Here is a 22555-nt window from a genome sequence, read left to right on the forward strand (position 1 = left end):
CTCGCCTTCTCGCTGGGTATTGTTACCCAGGGTTTCACCCTGGGCTATGATGGCGTCGCCCCTGCGGGGCTTAGTTTTGAGGCAGGTCTACAGGTCTGCAGGTCTGCAGGTCTACAGAAGGTCTGCAGGTCTGCAGAGCACCAGAGCACCGGAACATCGAAACCAGAACACCGAAACCCCAAAGCGACAGAGCACTAGAGCATCGGAGCGCTGGGGCACATGTGATTCACATGCAGGCTTCGCGTGACTCGATGACACGCCTACAGAAACAGGCTCGGATTAAGGTGCACCGGGCTTCGACAGGCTCTGCGGTTTTACCGGGCTTCGACGTGCTCTGCGTTTTCGACGCGTCCTACCTGCGGGGTCACCATGTTGCTGGTGTCCTTCATCGCGGCGATCGCCTCGTCGTAGCGTCCGCGCAGGGAGTTGGCGCGGATCTCTGCCATCTCTTCCAGCATCTTCATGCCGTCCTTGAGATAGCTGATGCGGCTGCGCTCGTCGTGGCCCCAGGTTACAGGGACCTCCGAGATTCTGTACTTCAGCCTTTGGGCAATAAATAAGATCTCTGGGTCGAAGCCCCAGCGCTCGATCGTCTGCAGACGGAAGATCGTCTGCGCGGCCTCGCGCTTGAAGGCTTTGAAGCCGCACTGCGTGTCCTTGAATGGCAGCCCGATCGCCAGCCGCGTCACCCTGTTGAAGCAGCGCCCAAAGAACCGGCGATACAGCGGTTGATGCACTGTTTGTTTTTGCTTGTCGAGCCAGCGCGAGCCGATCGCAACATCCGCACCGGCTTCGAGAGCCGCAAATAGCCGCTCCGCCTCTTCTATAGGTGAAGAGAGATCGGCATCGGTAAACATCACGATGTCGCCCGCGGCCTGGAGCAATCCATTGCGCACCGAATAGCCCTTGCCGCGATTGCCCGGATTCTTTACCAGGTGCAACCGCGAGTGCGTCTCCATCCAGTGCTGAACGATCGCGACCGTCTCGTCAGTCGAGCCATCGTCGACGACCAATACTTCGGCATCCCATCCACGCTGCTGCACGCAACTCATCACGCGCTCGAGTGTGCCCTCGATGCGCGCGTGCTCGTTAAAAGCCGGGATGATGATGCTCAAAGCTGGATGCGCCACGTTGTCTCTCTGTCCTTCTTCGCCTGTCGGCTCCATTCGTGCTCTTTCCCAAGCCAGCAGCGGCGGAGACGCCGGAAATACGCGCCCAATCATACGCTATCCATTTGACGCTTTGATATCTCTATCGCTCCAAAATTATCGCAGCCATCAGGCCTTTTGTGCACTTCGGCCCGGTTATTCCCTATCTCCCTACTTTCGCGCCCTGCTACACTCCACCTCATGCCGGAAGATTTTCCTCAACAGCCGCCGCCCTCCGCTCCCTACACCCCTGGAAGCTATGCCGCGCCAGCAGGCCAGCCGGGCGATCCCAATTTATATGGGCGCGCGGCCTATGGAGCTCCTCCACCGTATGGACGTCCTCCGGCTCCGCGCCGGTCCGGCTGGTTCTGGGTGGCCCTGATCGGGGGCATCGCCGCAGTCGTCATCATCGCGATCTGCATTACTGTCGCGTCCCTGGCGAAATCTCTCGGCAGCGATGCCGACGGCACTTCGAGCCTCGATTCCGACTCGATTGCGGTCATTGATGTCTCCGGCGTGATCCTCGACGCCGATAAGGTCGACAAGCAGCTCCAGAAGTTTGGAGATGACGATAACGTAAAGGCCATCATCCTGCACATCGACTCTCCCGGCGGCGGAGCGGCCGCCTCGCAGGAGATCTACCATGAGGTCTTGCGCATCCGGCAGGAGAAGCACAAGAAGATCGTCGCCTCCATTGAGAGCGTCGGAGCCTCCGGCGCGTACTATATTGCTTCGGCCTGCGACAAGATTTATGCCAACCCGGCTTCGGTCGTGGGCTCGGTCGGCGTCATTATGGAGTGGACCAACTACGGCGATCTGCTGCGCTGGGCCAAGATGAAGAATGTCGTCATCCATGCCGGAGAGCTCAAGGATGCAGGCGACCCCACCCGCGACCTTACCCCCAAGGAAGAGGCCTACTTCCAATCGCTGGTCGACAATATGTATGTCCAGTTCATCCATGACGTCGCCACCGGTCGCCATGTAGGCGATGACAAGATCAAGCCGCTCGCCACCGGACAGGTCTGGACCGGCGAACAGGCGCTTCCGCTCGGACTTATCGACGCCCAGGGCGGATTCCGGATTGCCCTCATCGATACCGCGCGTTCGGTGGGTATTAAGGATGAACCGCATATCGTTCGCCCCGCGAAAGAGAAGCACGGGCTGGCAGCTCTACTGAGCGACGGCACGGACGAGATCTTCCCAAATCCGTCGAAACTGCTCGATCGCGCTCCCGGTTTTTACTTTCTTTGGAAGTGATGGCATAAACTGAAACCGTCGGCAGGTTCTACCCGCCGGCACTTTGCATTCCCGGAGTCCTTGCCATGACCAAAGCCGAACTCGTCGACCACGTCATAGCCCTCGGCGATCTGACCCGCCGCGATGGCGAGGTTATCGTCGATACACTCTTCGACTCGATTATTGGAGCCGTCAAATCGGGCGACAAGGTTGAAGTCCGCGGATTTGGAAGCTTCCGTACGCGCCAGCGCAAGCCGCGCACCGGACGCAATCCGAAGACCGGGGCCTCTGTCTCGGTCCCGGCCAAGCGCGTCCCTTACTTCAAGCCAAGCAAGGACCTGCGCGACCTGATCAATCCAGGAGAGTCGAAGCCTGTCAGGGCTGCAAAGACTCAGGAACCTCATCAGCCCATCGATCCCCACCATCCGCCCGCAATGTAGTTGCGTTGCGCGGCCAGGATCATGAGCGTGCGGCGGAAGTACGCGGAGCCGCGCGCTGAAAGTAAGCGGTAACGTTTAAATTTCCCGGTAGCCCCATCACTCCTCATCACACCAAGGCAATCCCTTTGCTATTCTGACAGCCCCATGCAAATGAGACTGCTTGCTGCTATTCCACTCTTCGCGTTCCTCGCCCTGACCGGGTGCACCAGCAGCAGTATCAGCCCTCATGGAACATCCACGCCTCCACCGGTAGTAACTCAACCGCCGCCTCCCCCGCCTCCGCCACCTCCGCCACCTCCGCCACCTCCGCCTCCTCCGCCTCCACCGCCACCACCACCACCGCCGCCTCCGCCACCGCCACCGCCACCGCCACCACCACCACCTCCATCAGGATCCGGAGTCGGTTTTAGCGGCAAGGTACAAGGGCGTCAGCAGGCGATCGTCGGGGCTTCGGTGCAACTTTATGCAGCGGGCACTTCGGGAAATGGTTCTGCCCCACAGGCCTTGCTGTCCAGCGCGGTCACGACCGACGCAACCGGCAGCTTTACCGTGCCGTCCGGGTACACCTGCCCTTCCGCAACTGCTATCACTTATTTACTGGCAGAAGGCGGCCAGGCCGCAGGTGCGTCTTCGGCAAATGCCGATCTGTGGCTGATGGCTCCGATCGGCGCGTGTGGAGACATCACAGCATCGACCACAGCCGTTCTGAACGAGGTGACGACCGTGGCCTCGGCCTGGGCGCTGTCGCAATTTCTCGCGCCTGAAGGCAATCTGGGTGCGACCTCCACCAATGCCCTGGGCCTTGCCAATGCCGTTATCGTTGCGAATAACCTGGTCAATATCGCCACGGGAACCTCCCCGGGAGCGGCGGTGCCTGCCAACGTTACGGTTTCCACCGCGAAGCTGAATACGCTGGCTGATGCACTCTCATCGTGCATGGCTCCGGCGGGAGAGACAGCCTGCGCGGCGCTGCTCTCCGCTGCGACGACAAGCGGAACGACTCCCGGCAATACGCTGGATGCGGCGCTCAATATCGCACGTCATCCAGCCAACAACGTGAGCAGCATCTATACGCTGGCACAGGCGAATGCTATCTTTCCATCCTTGACCGCCGCTCCGCCGGACTGGCTGCTCTACAGGACGATTACGGGCGGCGGCCTGGAGCAGACGCCAAGGGCCATCGCCATCGATTCTGCCGGTAACGTCTGGGTAGCGACTGACTATGGTGCGGTCGCGAAGTTCTCTACGAACGGCACTCCTGTCGCCCCAGAAGGGTTCACAGGTACCGGTGTTAACGAATCTAGAAGCATGGCACTGGATGTCCATGACAACGTATGGATCGCAAACCGGGAGACCACGCAAAACAGCGGCCTTGGCGATGTTATAGAACTGTCCCCAACAGGTCAGTTACTCTCCGGCACAGGCGGCTTTACGGACGGAGGCATCAATTTCCCCCAGGGCATTGCTACCGATCCGAACGGAAATGTATGGGTAGCGAACGCCAATCTCTCTACGGTCACCCTGCTCAATGACAGCGGCACGGTGCTTGCTGCCTCAATTGGTGCAGGGGGAGGATTGATCGCGGTACCTGACGCTATCGCTGTGGATGCCAACGATAATGCATGGGTCGGCAACACTGGCGCTGGCTCGACGATCACTCGAATCTCTTCCGACGGCTCGCAGGTGACGAACCTCACGTGCTGCGACCACCCGGCAGGTATCGCTGTCGATCAGGAAGACAACGTCTGGACTGCAAACTTTCTCGATGACAGCATTACCATGATTACGAATACCTCCGCAGCAAGCCCCAACATCGACAACTTCTCGGGCGCACATAGCGGGCTCTTCTCACCCAATGGCATCGCCGTGGATGGCGCAGGGAATGTATGGGTGACCAACTACTATCAGAATCCCGCTGGTTCCCTCACTGAAGTTGCAGGTGCCGACGCCTCCGTACCAGGGGCGTTTCTATCGCCACCGGACGCTGGTTTCGGCAGCGATGCTTCCATGCTGGATCCCTATGGTATTGCAATCGATGCCAGCGGAAACCTGTGGGTCTCCAATACCGGGAACCTTTCGGTGACCCAATTTGTCGGCGCAGCGGTTCCGGTTAAGACGCCCCTGGTGGGACCGCCGCAGCTTCCCTAATAAGCCCTTCTCCTGACGTTTGGGGTGGCACTAGAAGCAGATTCCCTTCGGGAATGACAACAAGAAAAGCAAGAGCAAAGGCAAGGGCTTTGCCGTACACTCGAAGACCTATGCCCCCCGCGATCGCAGCCCACTCTCTCACTCGCAGCTTCGACGGAGGATTTACCGCCGTCGACCGCATCGATCTGGCCGTTGAGCCAGGACAGTTCTTTGGCTTCCTCGGACCGAATGGCGCGGGCAAGTCGACCACCATCAAGATGCTTACGGGACTGCTGGCGCCGACCTCTGGCAGCATTCAGATCCTGGGCGAAGATATGCTGAACAATCCGGTCGAGGTCAAACGCCACATCGGCGTCGTGCCCGAAGGCATGGCGCTCTTCGGCAAGCTCACCGCGACCGAGTACCTGCACTTCGTCGGCCGCATGTACGGGCTCGATAAGCAGGTAACGCAACAGCGGACCGCCGAGTTGCTGGAGTTCATGGGACTGGCCAACGAGCAGAAGAAGCTTCTCGCCGACTACTCGCACGGCATGGGTAAGAAGCTCGCCCTGGCGGCCGCCGTGATTCATGGACCCAAGGTGCTGTTCCTGGACGAACCCTTCGAGGGCGTCGACGCCATCGCCGCGGGGACGCTGAAGAGCATGCTGCAGGGCATGATCGCCCGGGGCGCTACGATCTTTCTTACCTCGCATGTGCTGGAGATCGTCGAGCGGCTCTGCTCGCACATCGCCATCATCGATAAAGGCCATATCGTCGCCAAGGGTTCGCTGGATGAGTTGCGCGCCGGCGTTCAGGCCCGGCTGGCGCATGGTGAAGCCGCCGATCCCAATGCCAAGCTCACGCTCGAACAGATCTTCATCAATGTAGTCGGCGGCGAATCGGGTGCCACGCATCCCGAACAGGAGCTGCAATGGCTGGGGTAGGCCTCACGCCCAACGACGGACGCTGGACTGCCGCGCAGACTCGCGCCCAGTTCGCCGCGATCGCGCAGTTGCGCTGGCGCATCACCGTGAATGCCTTCCGGCGCAAGGGCGGAGCGGGCGAGATGATCGCCCGCATCATCACCTATCCCCTCTTCGCCGGGTTCGCCTTCGGGCCCACCATTCTTGTGGGCATCGGCGCGTATTACTTCGCGCTCAATGGGCACCTCGACCACATCTCCTGGCTGTTGTGGGGGACTTTTGTCCTCTGCCAGTTGCTCAACATCAATCTTGGGCAGCCCGGAACGACCTTCGACCCGACGCAGCTCATTCGCTTCCCACTGAGCCTGAGCAACTACGTCGCTGTCCGCCTGTTCTTCGGCCTGTTGACCCCGGCTAACGTCATCGGTTCGCTGATGGCCCTGGCGGTTGCCGTCGGCGCCACCGTCGCCCTGCCCGCGCTCTGGTTCTATTCGCTGCTCTCTCTGGCGATCTTTGCGGCAGCCAACGCGCTCTTCTCGCGGATGGTCTTCGCCTGGGTCGACCGCTGGCTTTCGACGCGGCGCGCTCGTGAGATCTTTACCGGTCTGATCTTTTTCTTTTCGCTGGGCTTTCAGTATCTAAACTTCACGTTTAATCCCGCCTATAACCACCATCATCAGGCCAACGCAGTCTCCGCGGCCCGCCTGAATGCCGGGATCAACTTCTACCACCATGCCCTGCCGTTCCTGGCCGCACTTCCGCCTGGACTGACCAGTTCCTCGCTCGTCGCCGCCCATCGCGGACAGCCGCTCGCTGCTCTCGGGTTCATGCTTGGATGCGCTGCCTTCGCCGCAGCCTTCTTCGCGGTCTTCGCGTTACGAATGCGCACGGAGTTCCGTGGCGAAGACCTCAGCGACCAAGCCAATGCCGTCTCGCGCAAAGCCAAGTCGCCGGCAAAGTCAATCGCCGCTGCGCCTGCTTCTTCTGCAGCACAACCTGAGATCCGTTTTCTGGGGCTCTCTTCGGTGACCACAGCCGTACTCGGCAAAGAGCTGCTCTACGTTCGCCGCAATACCGGCATCTTCTATAGCCTGGTGGCGCCGGTCGTCATGGTCTTCCTCTTCGCCGGCAGGCTGGCGACGCATAGCAATGCCACCTGGCTCTTTCCCGCGGCCATGGCCTACACCCTGCTGGGTGTTGCCCCGCTGGCGTATAACTCGTTCGGCCTCGAAGCCGAAGGTTCGCAGTTTTATTTCATGGCTCCTGTGCGTTTGCGCGATGTGTTCTTCGCCAAGAACCTGGTGAACTTCCTGCTTGCCTTTGTCGAGATTGCCGCTGTTTTTATCATTATTACGATGATCGCCAGGATGCCCTCGCTGCTGAATGCCGCCAGCGGGCTGTTGTGGGCTGCGACCACTCTGCTGTTCAGCACGACGCTGGGTAATCGCCGCTCGATCACAGCTCCCAAAAAGATCACGGTCGCCAAGATGGGGTCCGGGAAGCAGGCGTCCCCTCTGAGCGCGCTCATCAGCATGGGTCTTTTGATGGGGTCGGCAGGTATCGGGGCCGGGTTGCTGTTCCTGGGGATCTTCTTCGGAATGCCCTGGTTGCCCTTGCCGATCTTTGCGGTACTCGCGGGCGTCGCGGTGTTCGTCTATGTGCGCAGCCTGGATTCCATCGATAGGTTTGCCCTGGCTCATCGGGATGAATTGTTTGAAGAGCTCTGCAAGAAGTAGGGCTTTGGGGTCGTTGCTTTTCTTGTTGTCATTCCCGGAGGGAATCTGCTGTTTGGTGGTGGGGCCATGATATTTGTGGCGGGCAGAAAGCAGATTCCCTGCGGGAATGACAACAAGAAAGGCAAAAGCAACAGCAAAAACAACGGCAAAAGCAACAGCAGCTTAGCGAAGTTCGGTTACCCCGATGACGTTCAACATGCGGCCCGTAAATCCGTGTTCGCTGCGGTGAGAGAAGTATTTCCGACGGCCATCGCTCAGCCGCGTGCAAGCCGTGCATTCCCCAACGACACTGATCTTCTCGGCTGCAACGCCCGCATCGAGCAACTGCCTTCGATTGGCCTCAAATAGATCGAGATGAATCTGCGAGCCAACTTCGGAAAAGAGCTCCGGCGCATAGGCAAACTCACTCTCAAACTTCGACCGAACCTCTGGACCCACCTCAAAACAGCAGGGACCGATCGCTGGACCGATGGCAGCGATAAGGTCGCTGGAACGCGAGCCATACCGGAGCTTCATTGCCGCAATGCCCTGTTCAACGATCTGTGCCCGTGTTCCGCGCCAGCCGGCGTGGAACGCCGCAACTACCCGCGCCTGCGTGTCCGCCACCAGTACCGGCGTGCAGTCCGCGGTCTGTATTCCGAGCAGTAACTCTTTGAGATCGGTCATCAGGCCGTCGCCCTGCAGGACCGCCTTACCCTCTTCCGTTGCCAGCGGGCCATGATCGGCCTCTACCGCGCAGACCACGTTGCCGTGGATCTGGCGAATCGTAACCAGCTCCAGGGAATGCTCGCCCGTGACGGTACCCGCAAACCTTCTGCGGTTCTCCGCTACCGTCTCCGCCTGATCCTCAGGCGTCCAGCCAAGATTCAACTCCCCTTCGCCGTAGACGCTGGAACTGCCGCCCTGCCGAGTGCTGAATCCCGCATGTAGCCATGGATACTCCGCCCACTTTTCGATCCTGACGATACCGGGGGTTTGCTCTAAGCCTGCCATCTGGCCATTCTAAGGCGGTTTCGGCCTTAAAGAATCTGGGCCCGCTTTCCGGCGGGCCCGAGAGAGGCATAGGGGGAGGGAGAAACTGAGGAATCGTTGGAAGAGCCCAAAAACGGGCGAATGTGGAATCAACTTCGGTGGGACAGAATGGAATTGCCTCTCAGTTACTGGATTAGACGTGTAGCTTTCAAAATGGACGCACAGTTTAGTAAATAAAATTACAAATCTTTTCATGAAGACTTTCACCCATTCCAACAGCCTTCTTTTCAAGCAATTCCGAGATAGTAAAGAAACGTTCGCGCCGTTCCCGCGTCTAATCTGTCGATTGGCCAATAGCCGGCAGCACTTTTCCACCACAGACCGGCCAAAGTCACATTAAACCCCTTGCATTTGAAAGGTTTCCGGGTTACGATACCGCGATTGCCTGCATGACAACTGCCAACCAAATCGCCTCCCATCTCCTCCGCTCCCGCATCGGCAAGATCTGTGTTGCCGTTACCGGAGCGACGCCGGACGAACTCATAGAAAAGGCTACAAACGTCCTAAAAGAGACGACCTTTCTGGAGTTTCGCCTCGATTACCTGCCAAAACCCATGGCCGCACTTCCGCTTCTCAAAGAGTTTCTTGCGGAAAATGGCGCCGCCACGGTGATCGCCACCTGCCGATGTAAAGAGAATGGCGGACGCTTCGAAGGTTCGAATACCGGTGCACTCGACGTTTTATTGAAGGCCGCTGAAAGCGGATTTCAACTCGTCGACATCGAACTCGAAGCCATCGAGAAGCTTCCCAAGACAACGATGGATCGCCTGCGCGAAGCCGGCGCCGCCGTCATCATCAGCCACCATGACTTTCACGGGACCAAAGATCTCGATGCCGTTTACAACCGCATCGAACCTTTTGCTCCCGACTTCATCAAGGTCGTTCCGACCGCCAAGTCCCTCTCTGACAATCTGACGCTGATGCGCTTCCTGGAGCGCATGGAAGACCGTTCGAAGTCCAGCATCGTCGGCATCTGTATGGGAGAAGCGGGCATCATCTCGCGTGTTCTCGGACTTCGGGCTGGTTCGGCCTTTACCTTTGCCGCGGCTAACGCGGGCGAAGAGACGGCTCCCGGCCAGATCGCTGCGCGTACCCTGATCGAGGACTACCGCATCGACCAGGTAGACGCCGCGACCAAGGTCTACGGTGTTGCCGGAAACCCAATCCGCTCCTCGCTCTCTCCCTTGATGATGAACACGGCCTTCCGTCGCGAGACGGTGAATGCGGTCTATCTTGCCCTGCAAGCGACCAAGGTCGACGACCTCTTCAAGCTTGTGCGGGAGATTCCGATCCAGGGCCTCAGCGTCACCATGCCGCTGAAGGAAGCCATCATGCCCTTGCTTGAGCGCACGGATCCTCTTTCGGCCAAGATCGGCGCCGTCAACACGGTTCTTCGAGCACAGGACGGCAAGTTCTACGGCTTCAATACCGACGTTGCTGGAATCGTCGGTCCCCTGGAGCGGCGCTTGAGCCTCAAGGGCGCAAAAGTGCTCGTTCTGGGCGCAGGCGGTGCGGCACGGGCTGCCGTCTTCGGTTGCCGCGACAAGGGCGCCGAGGTCTGGATCCTGAATCGCACCCCCGAGACGGCACAGAAGCTCGCCCGTCAGGCCGGAGCCAAGACCATCAAACGCGACGCCGTCGCCAAGATGGGTTTTGACGTCATCATCAATGCGACGCCGGTGGGCATGACCGGGCAAAAAGCGGCTCCGCTGCTCCAGCCTGAAGATCTTGTCGCTCGGATCGTCTTCGACCTGGTTTACAACCCCATCGAGACCCCGCTGCTGCGCCTGGCGCGGCAGAAGGGCCTGACTGCGATCTCCGGAGTGGAGATGTTCGTGCAGCAGGGAGCACGCCAGTTCGAGATCTGGACCGGCAAGCCCGCACCCGAGGAAGAGATGCTGCGTGTCGTTCTGCACGCCCTGCGCCAATCCGCAGAGGCTGCAGGGGAGACCGCCGCACCGCAGACCACCGCAACTCCTGAACCGGAAGCGAAGGCAACGCCCAAGGCTCCCGCAAAGGTTGCGGAGGCACCAGCGAAAGCCGTCGCGAGCACTCCGGCAAAGACTGCCGTCAAAGCACCGGTAAAAGCACCCGCAAAGACCGTGGCCAAGCCAGCCGCAAAACCGGCAGCGAAAACAGCAACCAAGGCCAAGCCGAAGGGTAAGTAACGCCCCTTCGGCCTGGCAGCCGCTCGCAGATCTAAAGCGCTTTCGTCACAAATGACATCTATCGCAGAATCATTGCGATAGCCGTCATCTTTTCTTCCCTATCACTCGTCCAAGCAGTTGTTGAGCCTTGGCTCCTGATGCTTGCGCCTGAAGCAGGCCAGACCTCGCCTGCATGCAAACTGTAGCTACTACATAACATTTCATCGCCCTGCGTTACACTAACCCTCCGCTGGTGCAACGATCCGGCAAGCCACACGTCTCTCCCCAGGTCTTACTGCCCCTTGCTGGCAAGCGATCGCGAGAGGAAAAATGGAAAGGAACAAGTCTGAGGATGCGATCGGCCAATGCGGTACGTTGCCCTATAGCCTGCACATCTGCGCTCCTGCTGCTCTTTGGGCTGGCCGGCTGCAAACATAACGAACCGGACCACACGGCCCAGGAAGCTCCTGCCGCCCAACCCCAGGTGGTCGATGTAGGAAGCAACGATGTTGTCCGGGTAGAGAATCCCGGCCGGTTTCCTCTTCAGTCGTCGGTAGCGCGGTCGGTTGTCAGCACGCTCGAAGTCACAGGCTCCGTCAGCCCGGACGTCTCACGTGAGATTCCTGTGCTCTCCCTGGCCAATGGACGCGTAGCCGCCCTGCATGTGGGTCTCGGCGACACCGTCCACAAGGGCCAACTGGTGATGGACGTCCAAAGCCCGGATGTGGCAACGGCCTTCAACGCCTATCTCAAGGCCGTCAACGACGAGCATCTGACCGTGATTACCCTGGAGCGCGACAAGCTCCTGTACGACAAGGGAGCGATTCCCCAGACCCAGCTTGAGGGTGCCCAGAACGGCGAGGACGACGCCAAGGCCAACCTCACCGCGGCAGAACAGCAGTTGAAGATCCTCGGAGTCGACAAGGATCATCCCGGCGATATGGTGAAGGTCTATGCGCCCGCGACGGGAGTGATCATCGCGCAGAACGTCACCGCAGCCGGTGCGGCGGGCATCACCTTCGCCGGAGCGGCAGGCTCGTTGACCATCGCCGACCTCTCGCACGTCTGGGTGATCTGCGATGTCTATGAGAATGACCTGGCCAATGTGCACCTTGGCCAGCACGCCGATATCCGGCTGAACGCGTTCCCCGGCAAGGTATTCTCCGGCACCATCAGCGATATTGGAGCGCAACTCGACCCGAGCCTGCGCACGGCAAAGGTGAGAATCCAGGTGCCGAACCCCGGCAATCAATTGCGCCTTGGCATGTTCGCCACGGCGTCGATTCTGGGCTTGCGGCCCGTCGACATGACAGCAGTCCCTGCGGAAGCGATCCTGCAACTGCACGACCGCTCGTATGTCTTCGAGCCTGAAGCAAATGGCACCTTCAAGCGGGTGCAGGTAAAAATTGGACGGACGCTCGAGGGCAATCTGATCGAGGTGCAGTCGGGTCTGAACGTCGGACAGCAGGTAGTGCTGCATGCGCTTGACCTGCAGAATACGGCAGACCAGCAATGATCAAGCGTGTGGTTGATTTTGCGCTGAACAATCGCTTCATCATCCTCATCGCCGCCGTGCTGCTTTTTGGCTGGGGAGCGATCTCATTCCATAACCTCCCCGTCGAGGCCTATCCCGACGTCGCCAACAACTACGTCAGCATCATTACGCAATGGCCCGGCCGCTCCGCTGAAGACGTGGAGCAGCAGGTCACCGTGCCGCTGGAGATCGGCATGGCGGGCATTCCGCACATGGCCCACCTGCGCTCGACCACCCTGGCCGGGATCTCCAGCATCATGATGATCTTCGACGATGAGAGCGCGGACGACTGGAACCGCGAGAAGGTTCTGGAAAGGCTCTCCCAGGTCACGCTGCCGGCTGGTCTTCAGCCGCAGATCGGAACCGACTGGAGCCCCGTCGGGCAGATCTACTGGTACACCCTGAAGAGCACGAACCCCGAATACGACGACATGGCCCTGAAGGGCCTGGAAGACTGGCAGCTCGAAAAGCAGTTCCGCAGCGTACCCGGTGTCGTCGATGTCTCAAGCTTTGGCGGGATCACCCGCGAGTACCAGGTAACCGTCGATCCGGAAAAGCTGATCGCCTACGGCTTGACCATCGCGCAGGTGCAGCAGCAGCTCGCGGCCAACAACGTCAATACCGGCGGCAGCTTCATCGAACAGGGCCAGCAGCAGATTAACGTGCAGGAGGTTGGTCTCTTTACCAACGTGCACGATATTGAGCAGACGGTGCTCAAGGCGTCCAACGGCACCGCGCTGCGTGTCAGCGATGTGGCGACCGTCGCGCAAGGGCCGAAGATTCGCCTCGGCCAGATCGGCAAGACCTATCGCAGCGTCGATGGCAAGCTCATCAACGACGGCGACGCGGTAGAGGGCGTTCTTCTACTCCAGAAGGGTGAAAACTCCGACGCTACGCTCGCGCGTATCCACGAGAAGGTGAAGGAGCTCAACGAGCGCATCCTGCCGAAGGGTGTGACGATCGTTCCCTTCCTGGACAGAAGCACGCTGCTCAAGCTGACGACCACCACGGTTCTGGACAATCTGACCAAGGGCATCCTCCTGGTCGTGATCATCCTGTTCTTCTTCCTGGGCAACCTGCGCGGTGCGCTGATCGTTGCCATTACCATTCCGTTCGCACTGCTGTTCGCTTCGATCTGCCTCGACCTCAACCACATTCCAGCTAACCTGCTGAGCCTGGGCGCGCTGGACTTCGGCATGGTCGTGGATGGCGCGGTGGTGATGATCGAAAACATCGTCCGCCACCTGAGCCATAAGCGCCAGCCGGACAAGACTCCGATCCAGATCATTCGCGAGGCTGCCCACGAAGTACAGCGCCCTGTCTTCTACGCCATCGCGATCATCATCACGACGTACCTGCCGATCTTCACCCTGCAATCCGTCGAGGGCCGCCTGTTCAAGCCGATGGCCTGGACGGTTGCCTTCGCGCTGCTGGGCGCACTGATCTTCTCGATGATTCTCGCGCCGGTGCTCGCGAGCTTCCTGTTCCCCAAGGGCACGACCGAATGGGAAAACCCGGTGATGCACTGGCTTACCAAGCGGTATCGCCACGATGCCACCTGGGCCATCGAGCATAAGACTGTTCCCATCATTGCTGGACTCGCACTGCTGGGCCTGGGGGCATTTCTTATGTTCAGCGGAGCCATCGGTTCAGAGTTCCTGCCACATCTCGACGAAGGCGCGATCTGGGTGCGCGGATCGTTAGCGCCCAGCACGGGCCCCACGGAGAGCCGCACCATCGCCGATAGAGCCAGGGTTGAGCTGGCGGCCTTCCCGGAGGTCACCCAGGTGGTCAGCCAGATCGGCAGGCCGGATGACGGCTCCGATACCACCGGCTTCTTCAACACGGAGTACTTCGTCGACCTGAAACCCAAGGACGAGTGGCGCCCGGTCTTCCATAAGAACAAGGAAGAGCTGATTGCGGCGATGGACCGCGAACTGGAGAAGATGCCCGGCGTCATCTGGAACTTCTCGCAGCCCATCTCGGACAACGTGGAAGAGGCTGTCAGCGGCGTCAAGGGCGAGCTCGCTGTGAAGCTCTACGGCACCGACCTGAAGACGCTGGAGCACAAGGGCGATGAGATCGTCCAGGTAATGAGCACGGTTCCCGGCGTCGCCGATCTCGGACTCTTCCGGGTCATCGGCCAACCGAACCTGAACTATGTCATCGATAGACAGGCTGCGGCACGCTACGGCATCAATGTGGCCGACATCCAGAATGCGATCGAAGGCGCCGTGGGAGGCACCCTCGGGGGAGCGCCTGTAACGCAGGTGCTGGATGGCGAGGCGCGCTACGATGTGATGGTTCGCTACAATCCGAAGTTCCGCTCGACCCCTGAAGCGATCGGCGACATTCGCCTGCTCTCTCCCTCCGGGGAACGGGTTTCGCTCTCGCAGCTCACGCGGCCTGCAGTGACCGATGGCGCGGAGGAGATCTATCGCGAGGAAGGCAGCCGCTATGTGGCCATCAAGTACAGCGTTCGCCATCGCGACCTCGGCAGCACGGTAGAAGAGGCTATTGCGAAGGTCAACAAGCAGGTCTCCCTGCCGCCCGGCTACAAGCTGGACTGGGCCGGAGAGTATGAGAGCCAGAAGCGCAGCTCGCGGCGCCTGATGCTCGTGCTGCCCATCACCGTCCTGGTCATCTTCATGATCCTGTATGCCATGTTCGGCTCGTTCAAGTGGGCCATGCTGGTGATCTGCAACGTCATGATCGCCCCAGTGGGCGGCATGGTCGCGCTGTACCTTACGCATACGCACTTCAGCGTGTCGTCGGGAGTCGGCTTCCTCGCCCTGTTCGGCGTCTCGGTGCAGACCGGCATCATCATGCTGGAGTACATCAACCAGATGCGCGTCAATGGGCACCCGGTCGAAGAGGCCGCGGTGGAAGGTGCGGTGTTGAGGCTTCGCCCGATCGTAATGACGATGCTGGTCGCCATGCTGGGCCTGCTCCCGGCGGCGCTCTCGCACGGCATTGGATCGGACTCGCAGCGGCCCTTCGCTATCGTCATCGTCGGCGGCCTGATGGGCGCGCTGCTGTTCGGCATCTTCATCCTGCCCTGCCTGTATGTCTGGCTGGCGCGCAGCACGGATATTCTTCCCAGACCAGACTACGAGTTCGAGAATTGAGGACCTTCGTCATGTTTAAAACTCAATCCGTCCTCCCGATTCTCGCTGGCGTTCTTGCACTCCAGGTGACACAGAGGCCTGCACTGTTTGCGCAGACGCCTCAGAGCCCTGCCGCCGCTTACGCAGCGGGAACCGCTCCTACCCCTGACCCGCGCAGACCGCCGGTCTCACGTCCGGGGGCCTATACCCTGGCCCAGATACTCGATCTGGCTCGCTCCAAGAACCCCACGCTGCTGGCCGCCGAACAGAACCTGCGCGCGGTTCGCGCCCAGGAGTTGCAGGCCGGCGTACGCGTGAATCCCTCGCTGACAGCAAATGGAACTGACGTCACCGAAGGGGCGAACGCCGTTACCCCCTACAACTACACGGTGCAGGTCTCGCGCCTCTTCGAGCGTGGCGACAAACGCCGCTGGCGTCTCGACGATGCCCGCGCCACCACGGCCCAGACGCAGGCACAACTGAACGACACGATCCGCCAGACGAATCTGGCCGTCAAGCAGGCCTTTACCCATATGCTGATCGCGAAGGAAGCCCTGGAACTGGCGAGCGCCAGCCTCAAGGACTTTCGCCACGAGGTAGACATCGCCTCCGACCGCTATAAAGCAGGCGACCTGGGCAAGCTCGATTTTGAGCGTCTCGATCTGCAGCTGGGCAGCCTCGAGAGCGATGAGTCGAACGACATCGTCAATCTGCGCCAGGCCAGCGACCAGTTGCAAACGCTGATCGGCATAGCCACCCCGGGAGCGGACTTCGACGTGACCGGAGACATTATTCCGCCTCTCGTTACGCAGACGCAGGGGGCACTCGTACAAGCAGGCCTGGACAATCGCCCGGACTATGCAGCGGCTAAATTTGCGGTGACGGCAGCGGAAGCGAATGCCCGGCTGGCGGTAGCGAACGGCACCACCGACCCGACGCTGGAGGCGGAGTACGACCGCAGCGGAACGGAAAACTCTGCCGGCTTCTCCGTCAATATTCCGTTGCGCATCTTCGATCGCAATCAAGGCAACAAGGAGACGGCGCGCTTTCAGGCGACAGGTTCGCAGTTCGCGCAGACCGCGGCTCGCAACCAGGTGGTCTCCGATATCGACCAGGCCTGGATCGGCTATACCCAGGCCAAGCGCCTCTCCGACCGCTTCGGAGAGCACTACCTCGACGAGTCGCATGACGTGCTCAGCATCGCACAGTACGCGTTTGAACACGGAGGCATCGCCCTGATCGACTATCTCGACGCGCTGCGCGATGCGAGGTCGTCCACGAACGACGCTCTCAATGCGTATCAGCAGACCTGGCTGGCGATTCATCAGTTGAGTGCGGCGAGCGCTACGGAAGTGGTGCCGTAGGCTAGTCCTTCCTTATAGTCTTAGTGCCGCAACAGCGCGAACGCGCACTCCAACTTACGTGATCGGCCTGTTGTACCGCCGAAGCATCTCCATGCCGCTCTGCGCGAGACGAGAGGGATTTCCAGCCGAGGTTACTTTCTTCCATACGCCCTCGTCGACAATCACACCGTGGTCCTTTAGCACTCTGCGCATACGGTCCAGGCGAGCAGGTCCTGGCGTCTTCCTCCAGCTTTCGGATAAAAATTGCTCGTTGCCAGTCCACACCCCATAGATGCACATCAACTTATCGGCAATCCCCTCGAAGCTGTGACGGTCCTGAAACTCTGCGTTCACGCCGTCTCTGGGTCGAGTCAGAAACACTTCAACGTCCCGGGTCATATCCACTGGAACGCCAAGCCGGTTACGGAGTACATCGGCATATGTTACTTGTCCTCCGTAAGCAGGGCTGATAAAAGACAGGTCGTCAGCATAACTGATCAATGATCCCGGTATTGCCTTCTCTTTCATCATCGCCAGACTGGGACCACGCACACCCCACTGGTCCGATGCCGCATGAACATCTACATTAATCGAGCTATCTTTATTAGCCGGACCGTTGTCTTCAGGCTCGGCGGCGGCGGAAATCTGCTGGTAAATATTGGCTGGAAGCTGGAACGAGCGGATAATCGGGCGCGCGGCTTTCTTTGTGTTCGGATCAACAGAATATTTGTATTTTTCCATCCATTTAAGTGCGCGAAGAGGCTGCCCACCACCTACCCACAAGACACCACCACTATCTTGAATAATGATTTTTTTTGTCGCTGGCTCTTGATATACATCCTTAAACTGATTACTGCCGATAGCTTCCATGAAGACGGCCGTGTACATACGCACCACGGCCTCCCCATTCACAAGTTCCTGTTCAGTAATGTTTCGATTGATGTACTTCTCGACGTAACCGTCTTTAGGATTAGCGAGGGGCTTAAACGCGGGACCAAGATAAGAGTACGCAGTGCCCCCAATCTGGGACTGGCCCGGACTGCGGGGCGTGAAGGTCTTAGCCGTAGCAGTGCGTAAGTTGTTACGCAGCGTCGACTCCATTCTGTCGTATTCGTCATAGTCTTCTGCGATGATCTGCGAGATGCGCGCCTGGGTTGCCCAGGGTCCAATGACCTTCTCTATGAAGTTGTGAAGCCTTACGAACTCCTGAAGCTCGTCCAGATATTCCTTGGTTGGCTGATTTGGATTGGGGTTTTTAAACCCGAATTTCGGATCAAATGGGGGCATGGCCGTATCTTCCTTGATCTGGCTTCTAAACCTTGAATGTCTTGCGATGCCTTCATCACGATCGAGACACCACCAGACCAGCCTCTTTTGGCCGGCCTGATGAATGAACACCGCAAGGATGGCTTTATTCCATGAAGCCGCCGGACAGGCCATAAATTCAGAAGGCCAGGCTGTTATCCAGACCGGAGCATGATGGTTTTATACCCGCTCCCACCGTCTTTCCATGGAGTGGAATGGCCTATACCTCCATTCTGCTCCATGCTCACCCCTTCTGAATCCAGCCTCGCAGGGCCTCCATACTTACCTCGCGGCCAAGGAACGCCTGTACCAGCTCGCGCGCAGGCTTTGATCCGCCGGGTTCCAGCACCTGCCGCCGATAACGCATAGCCGTATCGCCAGCCAGCACATCGCCCTTGCCGTCCTTCGCGAATTCGGCGAAGAACTCCAGCGCCATCACCTTGTCGTAGAGATAGGTGTAGTAGTTCGAGGTGTAGCCGACAAGGTGCGTGAACGCCGCGTACATGCGGTTGCCGTCGACGAACTCGTAACGGCTGAAGCGGTCGTAGCCTTCGCGCAGAAGTCTATCGAGATCAACTTCCGCGGCGCGGCGATCATGGGTCTCCATCGAGTAGGTCGCGTACATCACCTGCGTCAGCGTGCTCAAAGCCCGGCCATGCGCGCTGGCCTTGGTCATGCGGGTGACGGTTTCGTAGGGAATAGGCTCGCCGGTTTCGTAGTGCTTCGCAAACGTGCGCAGCAGATCGGCGTCCTCGAAGAACTCTTCGAGCATCTGCGAGGGCACTTCGACGAAGTCTCCCTCGGTCGCGATGCCGCTCTGCCCCGCCCAGCGCTGCCGTCCGCCAAGGACCTCGTGCATCAGGTGGCCGAACTCGTGGAAGTACGTCACGACGTCGGAGTACTGCAACAGACCGGGGTCGTTGTCCTTCGGTTGAGGGAAGTTGCACACCAGCGAGGCTTCGGGAACCTGCGCGCCGAGTACGCCGCCGACCAGCGAGCACTCGCTGAACCACTTGCTCTTGCCTTCGCGCGGGTGCATATCGAGGTAGATGCGTCCGACGGTCTCACCCTTGTGCGCCGAGGAGTTGTCATCGTCGAGCACGTCGAATGCTTTGACGGCGGCGTCCCACACCGGGGCATTCGAGACCCGCTCGAAGCGCACGCGGAAGAGCTTGCCGGCCGTGGCAAGAATGCCGGCCTCGACCTGCTCATAGGGGAAGTAGGGACGTACGCTCTGCGAGTCGAAGTCGTAGTTCGCGCGGCGGAACTGCTCCTCCCAGAAGCGCGCATCGCTCAACGTAAGCGGCAAGGCTTTAGGATCGCGCGCACGGACGAAAGCCTCTAGTTCGACGAACTCGCTCTCCGCTGTCGCTCGCGCAGCTTCTTCTACCTCGCCGAGAAACTTCCGCATGTTCGCCGCCGAGCCCATCATCTGGTCGACCGTCGCAATGTCCGCCCAACTGCGGAAACCGAGCACTTCGGCCATCTCCTCGCGTGCCGCGAGGAGATCCAGCAGAACTTGTTTGTTGGCCGGATAGCCCCGATCGGTGTAGGCAAGGTACATTTTGCGCCGCAGCTCAGGAGCGATCGCATAGCTCATCACCGGCGACATCTCCGGCGGATCGGTCGTGAGCACTACGGGAGCATCGGCCTTCAGCTCAGCGCCATTCTCGTGGATGCCGTGCCGTGCGAGGTAGTCGGCGGGCAGACCGCGCAGCTGGTTCGGGTCGTCGACGGAGATCTTGCGGACGTCGTCCTGCACTGTGCGGCTGAAGCTCATGCTCAACTCGGTCATGCGTTCGGAGAGAGCACGGACCTTCTCACGGGTCGCCTCGTCGCGGTCCACGCCGGCGAGCCGATAGCCGAGCAGCGTGCGCTCCAGATAATAGCGGGTTGCTTCGTCCTCAGCGCTGGCATCGATGGCCTCAAGCGCACGGTAGACCGCCTGGTTCAGGCTGAGCTCGACCCCTGCGGCGCTCACCGTCTGCGACAACTCCTGCGCGGCGTCCCGCACGGCGGCGGCAGGATGCACCATGAACATCACCCCGGTCTGGCTTCCGGCCATGCGCAAGTGCCACTGCGCCTTATCGTAGAGCGCTAGCGTATTTTCGACAGTGCGTGCTCCTTCGACGGCCAGCAGCTCGGCTACTTTCTCCCGCGAGGCCGCCAGATGCGTCTCCGTCCATTGCTTTGCGGTATCCGCCGTTCCGCCGCCATTCCATAGATGTAATGTGTCCATGTTGCTTCGTTCCTTCCAGCCGCCGGTGAGAGCGGCATCTCTGCATGATCGCATTTCCTGCGATCTGGTTCAGATGCAGCGGAGCCAACCAACGGACCATACCCGTAAAATAAGACAGCCATGCGCTACCTTATCGTTCTGCTCGCCATCGCCGGAATCATCGACTCCTCCCTAGCGCTTCGCATCCACTACCAGGATCCCAGCCAGGCGCCTCCGTGTGCAGTCACAGAACGGTTCGACTGCGGTGCCGTCAATCATTCGCGATTCGCGGTCTTTCCGCCGAGCAGCTTCGATGAGGACCCTGCTTCGAAGAAGGTCCATGTCCCGGTGGCGCTCTTCGGCATTATCGGCTATGCGTTGATTGCCGTTCTGGCGCTCGCCAACCGCCCCTGGCTCACCCTGCAGGCCGCCGAGATCGGCTTCGCCTTTGCCGCCTTCCTCAGCTTCATGGAGGCCTACATTATCGAGAAGTGGTGTATCTACTGCCTATGGTCTCAGGGCATCATCACGGCGATTCTGCTCTGTGCGATCGTTGCGCTCATCCTGCAGCGCAGGAACAAACAGCAATTTGGCAACATAGCTACGCAATAGGCACGGGATCACGGCTACAATCCGTAGCATGTGGCCCAAAGCTTTTGCACAACTGATCGAACTCGCTCCACACATCTCCCGGCTGATTCCCGTGGCCGACCGCTTCTTCCAGAGCAAATCGGCCAGTGAGGAGACTCACCGGCGCGCCATGGAAGCGCTGGCCGATGGCCTGAGCAGCGACATCGGCCAGGCGACGGCGGCTCATGAAAGTCTGTACCGCCAGTTCAACGATCAGAACGAGAAGCTGGCGGGCATCGCTGCGGAAGTGCGCGCCGCAAAGGCTGCCATCGTGGCTTCAGAGGCACGCATCATCCAGCTGGAGAGGTCCTTGAAGAGCAACACCGAGATGCTGATCGGCGTGTTGGCCATCAATGTGGCGCTTCTGGTGATCTCCCTGTACTTCATACTGCACCACTAAGGACGATGCCCTTCCGCATGCCGACATCTGCACCACCCCCTCAAACTGCTACTCGATTGCCACGCAGAACTCTGATCGCGGTCCTTGGATTACTCGTTATCGTGATCCCAGCTTGCGCCTGGTCTGCGGTCAAGGCCCATCTACAGGCAGTCGCGGTCCTGGACCTCGTGGCCAGCCAGCCGGTGCCTGCACCGCTGCAGGCCCTGGCGACTGAGCCCATCACCACCAGCGAGATAAAAATCAACACGAGCCAGGGCACCGTGCGCGCTCGGCTCTATACGCCGCTGCATCATCCGAAGGCGCCCGCGCTGGTCGTGCTGCATGGAGTGCACCATCTCGGCATGGATGAGCCACGATTGATTGCCTTCGCCTCGGCCATGGCCTCCTGCGGTCTGCGTGTACTCACACCGGAGCTGCCGGACATCAAGGACTACCACATCGGCGCGAACTCTATTGCAACCATCGGCGACACAGCCACATGGCTGGCACAACAAGATGGTGGACAACCTGTAGGGGTTATGGGCCTGAGCTTCTCAGGCGGGCTGTCGCTCCTCGCCGCCTCTGATCCAAAGTTCCAGCCGAGCATCAAGTTTGTCGTCGCCGTTGGTTCGCAGGACGAGATGTCGCGTGTAGCCGAGTACTATCGCACCGGCAAAGACCTGCGCCCCAATGGGACCGTAGAGTTGCTGGCCCCGCATGAATACGGTGCGCTGGTGCTGGAGTATGAGAACCTCGAAGACTACGTTCCGGCTCCCGATCTCGAGCCTCTGCGCGCCGTGCTGCGTGCGCATCTGTACGAAGACCTCGCCGCCGAGAAATCTGCCCTGTCCAGGCTGACGCCCTCCCAGCTTGCTGAAGTAAAGCAATTGATGGATACCACCTCCACGGCAACCCATGATCGACTGGCGGCTGCGGAGACAAAGCACATCGCGGAGATGGCCGGCGTCAGCCCGCATGGACACCTGCGGCAACTCACGACACCGGTCTACCTGCTGCATGGGGAAGGCGATAACATCATTCCTTCCGCGGAGACTCTATGGATGGCTGATGAGTTACCGAGCGAGACGCTGAAGGCTTCACTGGTCTCGCCTGTACTCACTCATATCGATATTGATAACCATGGTCCGACAGCGATGGATCGCTGGCAGTTGGTGCATTTCTTTGGGTTAATTCTAGATGCGGCAGCCCACTGACAACTGTTGCTTTTGTTTTTCTGGTTTGTCATTCCG

Annotated in this window: 17 protein-coding genes; 12 read left to right on the plus strand and 5 right to left on the minus strand. The window is 59.7% G+C overall.

What is annotated here, in order from left to right; translation table 11 throughout:
* Positions 1–314 precede the first annotated feature (314 nt).
* A complete protein-coding gene (locus ACIX8_RS20915; RefSeq protein WP_396247866.1) occupies positions 315–1166 on the minus strand; it encodes a dolichyl-phosphate beta-glucosyltransferase in 852 nt (283 codons plus the stop codon).
* A gap of 183 nt (positions 1167–1349) precedes the next feature.
* Between ACIX8_RS20915 and sppA the strand changes: the two genes are divergently transcribed.
* Positions 1350–2405, plus strand: coding sequence for a signal peptide peptidase SppA (sppA, locus tag ACIX8_RS20920; RefSeq protein ID WP_014267382.1), 1056 nt, complete (start codon positions 1350–1352; stop codon positions 2403–2405).
* Between the two features lie 65 nt (positions 2406–2470).
* On the plus strand, positions 2471–2824 hold the full coding sequence (locus ACIX8_RS20925; RefSeq protein WP_014267383.1) for an HU family DNA-binding protein: 354 nt from the start codon (positions 2471–2473) through the stop codon (positions 2822–2824).
* 217 nt (positions 2825–3041) lie between these two features.
* Here ACIX8_RS20925 and ACIX8_RS26045 read toward each other — a convergent pair whose 3' ends face one another.
* A complete protein-coding gene (locus tag ACIX8_RS26045; protein ID WP_014267384.1) occupies positions 3042–3212 on the minus strand; it encodes a hypothetical protein in 171 nt (56 codons plus the stop codon).
* A 65-nt stretch (positions 3213–3277) separates the two neighbouring features.
* On the opposite strand from ACIX8_RS26045, the gene ACIX8_RS20930 reads away from it, so the two are divergent.
* The 3 genes from ACIX8_RS20930 to ACIX8_RS20940 all read left to right on the plus strand — a co-directional run bounded on the left by ACIX8_RS20930 (position 3278) and on the right by ACIX8_RS20940 (position 7610).
* A complete protein-coding gene (locus ACIX8_RS20930; RefSeq protein WP_014267385.1) occupies positions 3278–4972 on the plus strand; it encodes an NHL repeat-containing protein in 1695 nt (564 codons plus the stop codon).
* A gap of 110 nt (positions 4973–5082) precedes the next feature.
* The gene (locus ACIX8_RS20935) at positions 5083–5895 is read left to right on the plus strand and encodes an ABC transporter ATP-binding protein (protein ID WP_014267386.1); all 813 of its coding nucleotides are present in this window, start codon (positions 5083–5085) and stop codon (positions 5893–5895) included.
* Positions 5883–7610 carry a hypothetical protein gene (locus ACIX8_RS20940; RefSeq protein ID WP_014267387.1) on the plus strand — a complete coding sequence of 576 codons (1728 nt, stop codon included), beginning with the start codon at positions 5883–5885 and terminating at the stop codon, positions 7608–7610. The genes ACIX8_RS20935 and ACIX8_RS20940 overlap by 13 nt, the downstream gene beginning before the upstream one ends.
* Positions 7611–7772: 162 nt before the next feature.
* Here the strand turns inward: ACIX8_RS20940 and pgeF are convergent, their stop codons facing one another.
* Positions 7773–8603: a peptidoglycan editing factor PgeF gene (pgeF, locus tag ACIX8_RS20945; protein ID WP_014267388.1), complete on the minus strand. Its 831-nt coding sequence runs from the start codon at positions 8601–8603 to the stop codon at positions 7773–7775.
* Between the two features lie 428 nt (positions 8604–9031).
* Between pgeF and aroE the strand changes: the two genes are divergently transcribed.
* The 4 genes from aroE to ACIX8_RS20965 all read left to right on the plus strand — a co-directional run bounded on the left by aroE (position 9032) and on the right by ACIX8_RS20965 (position 16794).
* On the plus strand, positions 9032–10810 hold the full coding sequence (gene aroE / locus ACIX8_RS20950; RefSeq protein ID WP_014267389.1) for a shikimate dehydrogenase: 1779 nt from the start codon (positions 9032–9034) through the stop codon (positions 10808–10810).
* A 331-nt stretch (positions 10811–11141) separates the two neighbouring features.
* A complete protein-coding gene (locus ACIX8_RS20955; RefSeq protein WP_014267390.1) occupies positions 11142–12305 on the plus strand; it encodes an efflux RND transporter periplasmic adaptor subunit in 1164 nt (387 codons plus the stop codon).
* A complete protein-coding gene (locus ACIX8_RS20960; RefSeq protein ID WP_014267391.1) occupies positions 12302–15451 on the plus strand; it encodes an efflux RND transporter permease subunit in 3150 nt (1049 codons plus the stop codon). The genes ACIX8_RS20955 and ACIX8_RS20960 overlap by 4 nt, the downstream gene beginning before the upstream one ends.
* 11 nt (positions 15452–15462) lie before the next feature.
* Entirely contained in the window at positions 15463–16794 is a 1332-nt protein-coding gene (locus ACIX8_RS20965; protein ID WP_014267392.1) for a TolC family protein, read from the plus strand.
* A 54-nt stretch (positions 16795–16848) separates the two neighbouring features.
* On the opposite strand, the gene ACIX8_RS20970 is transcribed toward ACIX8_RS20965, so the two are convergent.
* Together ACIX8_RS20970 and ACIX8_RS20975 are read right to left on the minus strand one after the other, a co-directional pair.
* Entirely contained in the window at positions 16849–18213 is a 1365-nt protein-coding gene (locus tag ACIX8_RS20970) for a hypothetical protein (RefSeq protein ID WP_044177214.1), read from the minus strand.
* Between the two features lie 109 nt (positions 18214–18322).
* On the minus strand, positions 18323–20317 hold the full coding sequence (locus tag ACIX8_RS20975) for a M3 family metallopeptidase (protein ID WP_014267394.1): 1995 nt from the start codon (positions 20315–20317) through the stop codon (positions 18323–18325).
* Positions 20318–20437: 120 nt separating this feature from the next.
* Between ACIX8_RS20975 and ACIX8_RS20980 the strand changes: the two genes are divergently transcribed.
* The 3 genes from ACIX8_RS20980 (at position 20438) to ACIX8_RS20990 (ending at position 22519) form a co-directional block, all read left to right on the plus strand.
* Positions 20438–20908 (plus strand): vitamin K epoxide reductase family protein, encoded by a 471-nt coding sequence (locus tag ACIX8_RS20980; protein ID WP_014267395.1) that lies wholly within the window; start codon positions 20438–20440, stop codon positions 20906–20908.
* A gap of 28 nt (positions 20909–20936) precedes the next feature.
* A complete protein-coding gene (locus ACIX8_RS20985; protein WP_014267396.1) occupies positions 20937–21326 on the plus strand; it encodes a hypothetical protein in 390 nt (129 codons plus the stop codon).
* 101 nt (positions 21327–21427) lie between these two features.
* On the plus strand, positions 21428–22519 hold the full coding sequence (locus tag ACIX8_RS20990) for a dienelactone hydrolase family protein (RefSeq protein WP_223295406.1): 1092 nt from the start codon (positions 21428–21430) through the stop codon (positions 22517–22519).
* Positions 22520–22555 lie beyond the last annotated feature (36 nt).

This window comes from Granulicella mallensis MP5ACTX8, assembly GCF_000178955.2.
GTDB lineage: Bacteria > Acidobacteriota > Terriglobia > Terriglobales > Acidobacteriaceae > Granulicella > Granulicella mallensis.